The following is a 2857-nucleotide window of genomic DNA, read 5'->3' on the forward strand; positions in this document are numbered from 1 at the left end:
TGGCCAGCGCCTCATGAAGCCCGGTCAGCTGATTGGCATTGACGCTGAAGTGCAGCGGCCAGAGGGCCAGGTCGGCCTTGACCTCGCGCTCCGCGAGCCCCTTTACCGTCACTACACGGCTGGAAGATTCCCATACCTGGGCAGCCTGCTTGAGATAGCTGCCACTCCAGACCATCCCCACGGCCAGCAGGCCGCCCAGCACGGCCGAGCTGATGATATTGCGCATGAATTGTCATCCCTGAGGTGAGTTATGAGTCGTGAACTGGCCGCCGCTTGCGGCGATGTCAGTCCTGTACCTTGCCACGCATGGCCTTGATCTTGCCCTTGCGCGTCTTGCTGTCGACGCGGCGACGCTTGGCGCCCTTGCTGGGCGCTGTCGCACGGCGCGCTTTCTGTACCTTGACGGCATCCAGAATCATCGCCTTGAGGCGTGCCAGCGCATCTTCCTTGTTCAACTCCAGGGTGCGATGGCTCTGCGCCTTGATGATGATGACGCCTTCCTTGCTGATGCGCTGATCCGACAGCTGCATCAGGCGCTCCTTGTAGAAGCCGGGCAGCGTCGAGCGCTGAACATCGAAGCGCAGATGGACGGCGGAGGCGACCTTGTTGACGTTCTGGCCGCCATTGCCCTGGGCGCGAATCTGGGTGAGGTCGATTTCCCAGTCGGCCAGCGCTACCGAATTGGAGATGGTCAGCATATTGAATCTCCTTGTCATGGGACTGTGTGGTGTGTCTCGCCGACACAGTCAATGGAGCGATGGGCCATCTTAGCCTATTCGCGCACTGGCTTCAGAATGGCGGGTGCGTCTGCTTCTCCATTCGGCCTGCTCGCGACGCTGATCGCCTGTCCTCGCGTCACGGCGCGGAGGGCCGTGAGAACTGTCATGAAGAGGAGGAGAAGCGAGGAGGTGACGTGATGATTCCTTCTGATATGGCGTTGAGGGTGGGGGAGTTCAACCGCGTGCTGCCCGAGACGTCAGAATATCGGGTACTCTGCTGGCTGCGTCCTGTGTGAAGACTGTCCAGTTATCCAGACATTCTTGGCAGCACTTTTCCTGGCACTTATGTAATTCCCTCTCCCATCCTCTGCAGAGCGCCTTATGGATATCCCGCATCAGCGTCTTGTCTATTTTCAGGTCACCGTCGAAGCCGGCTCCATCCGGCGTGCCGCAGCGCGTCTGAACATCGCCCCCTCGGCAGTCAGTCGTCAGATAGGTCTGCTCGAAGAGGCCATGGCCGCCTCGCTCATCGAGCGTACCCGCGACGGCGTGCAGCCAACGCGGGTCGGCGAGATGCTGCTGGATTACATCCTGCAGCGAGAGAAGCTCGACCAGCATCTCGGCGAGCGCCTCGATGCCTATCAGCGGCTGGAAACCGGGGAAATCCGCCTGATCATCGGCGAAGGTTTCGTCGGCGACATCATCAACAGCCCGCTGCGCGCCTTTCGCAAGCAGTACCCCGGCATCACGCTCAAGGTCGATACCGGCAGCATGCAGAGCATCATCGACAGCGTGATCGAGGATGAGGCGGATATCGGCCTGATGTATCACGAGCGGGTCCATCCCCAGTTGCGCTTCTGGCATTCGAGTCCGCAGCCGCTGGTGGCCATCATGTCGCCGGAGCATCCGCTGGCGAGCGAGGCCCATGCGCTGACACTCGAGGAAGTGGCGCAGCACCCCATGGCGCTGTGGGGGCCGAGTCACGGCGTGCGTCAGCTGATGGACGATGGTTTTCGTGAGGCGGGGGTGCGCCCGCATATGGTGGTGCAGACCAATTCCATGGAAGTGCTCAAGCAGGCGGCGCGGTCCGAACTGTGCATCACGCTGTTGCCGGCCTTTGCCGCGGCCCGTGAGCTCCAGGAGGGCGTGTTGATCGCGCGGGATGTGGAATGTGCCAGCTTCCGCCAGGCCCGCGCACATATCATCACGCGGGTCGGGCGGCGCATGCCGCGTGCCAGCCTGCAGCTACTGCGCCATCTTGAGCGCTGGATCGCGGCTTTCAGTGGTCCGCGTCAGGAAGCGCGCTGATAGCCAGGGCTTGTGGTTTAGGGGCTCTGGTTTCGGTTAGTCGAGGCGGGTGCAGCTGGGCAGGCACCTTGCTCAGCCAGCGATCGCACAGATGATGGAGATCATCCTCGTCCGCCGGACACAGCTCCGGCGGCTGACAGCGCTCGAAGACTGCCTTCATCAAGCCTTCCGGCAGGTTGAGCGTGGTGACGAAACTGCGTGCCAGGCGCAGGTCGCGGCGCAGCTGACCGGTGGAGATCCCCGAGTCATAGCGGCCCGGCAGCACCCAGCGCGGAAAATTCACCTCGCTCACGGCACTGCGCCCGGCGCCCAGATTGATGGCATCGATGCACGCCTGGGGTGTCACGCCCGCGCGATAGGCCATGGCGACCGCCTCGGCAGTGGTGATCAGGTGCGCGGCATGCAGATAATCGCTGGCCAGGGCGGCGGCATGGCCACAGCCGGCGTCCCCGACATGCAGATGCTGCGTGCTGATGATGTCGAGCAGCGCTGTCATGCGCGTTACTGTCGCCTCATCACTGCCGATCAACAGCGTCAGGCTGTCATTCGCTTCATCGGCCGGATTGCGACTGGTGGCCGCTTCCAGCCAGTGATGGCCGGCGAGGCGTGTCTGCACGGCCAGTTCGCGGCTGAGCGTGACATCACCACTGCATAGATCGATCACGGTACTGCCGGGCGGCGCCCTGCGCAGCAGGCCTTGCTTGCCCGTCAGTACCTTCTGCACCTGTTGCGATTTGGCCAGCGCCATCAGGTAGACCTCGGCGCGGAAGCACGAATGACTCGCGACTTGCCCCTCGGGCGCCGCCACTGCCATGACGCCCTCGACTCCG

Annotated in this window: 3 protein-coding genes and 1 pseudogene; 1 reads left to right on the forward strand and 3 read right to left on the reverse strand. The window is 62.9% G+C overall.

Annotated elements, in window-relative coordinates; all coding sequences use genetic code 11:
* Positions 1-226 (reverse strand): annotated as a pseudogene (locus tag AC4FAH_RS14250) (SIMPL domain-containing protein); the annotation flags it as partial.
* 58 nt (positions 227-284) lie between these two features.
* Entirely contained in the window at positions 285-698 is a 414-nt protein-coding gene (gene arfB / locus AC4FAH_RS14255) for an alternative ribosome rescue aminoacyl-tRNA hydrolase ArfB (protein ID WP_213114799.1), read from the reverse strand.
* Positions 699-1100: 402 nt separating this feature from the next.
* Between arfB and AC4FAH_RS14260 the strand changes: the two genes are divergently transcribed.
* Positions 1101-2027, forward strand: a complete 927-nt coding sequence (locus tag AC4FAH_RS14260; protein ID WP_213114800.1) for a LysR family transcriptional regulator — start codon at positions 1101-1103, stop codon at positions 2025-2027.
* On the opposite strand, the gene AC4FAH_RS14265 is transcribed toward AC4FAH_RS14260, so the two are convergent.
* On the reverse strand, positions 1999-2857 hold an 859-nt coding region (locus AC4FAH_RS14265), incomplete at its 5' end, for an NAD(P)-dependent oxidoreductase (protein ID WP_490246278.1). The two genes, AC4FAH_RS14260 and AC4FAH_RS14265, sit on opposite strands and share 29 nt — an antisense overlap.

The organism is Cobetia sp. (assembly GCF_983723665.1).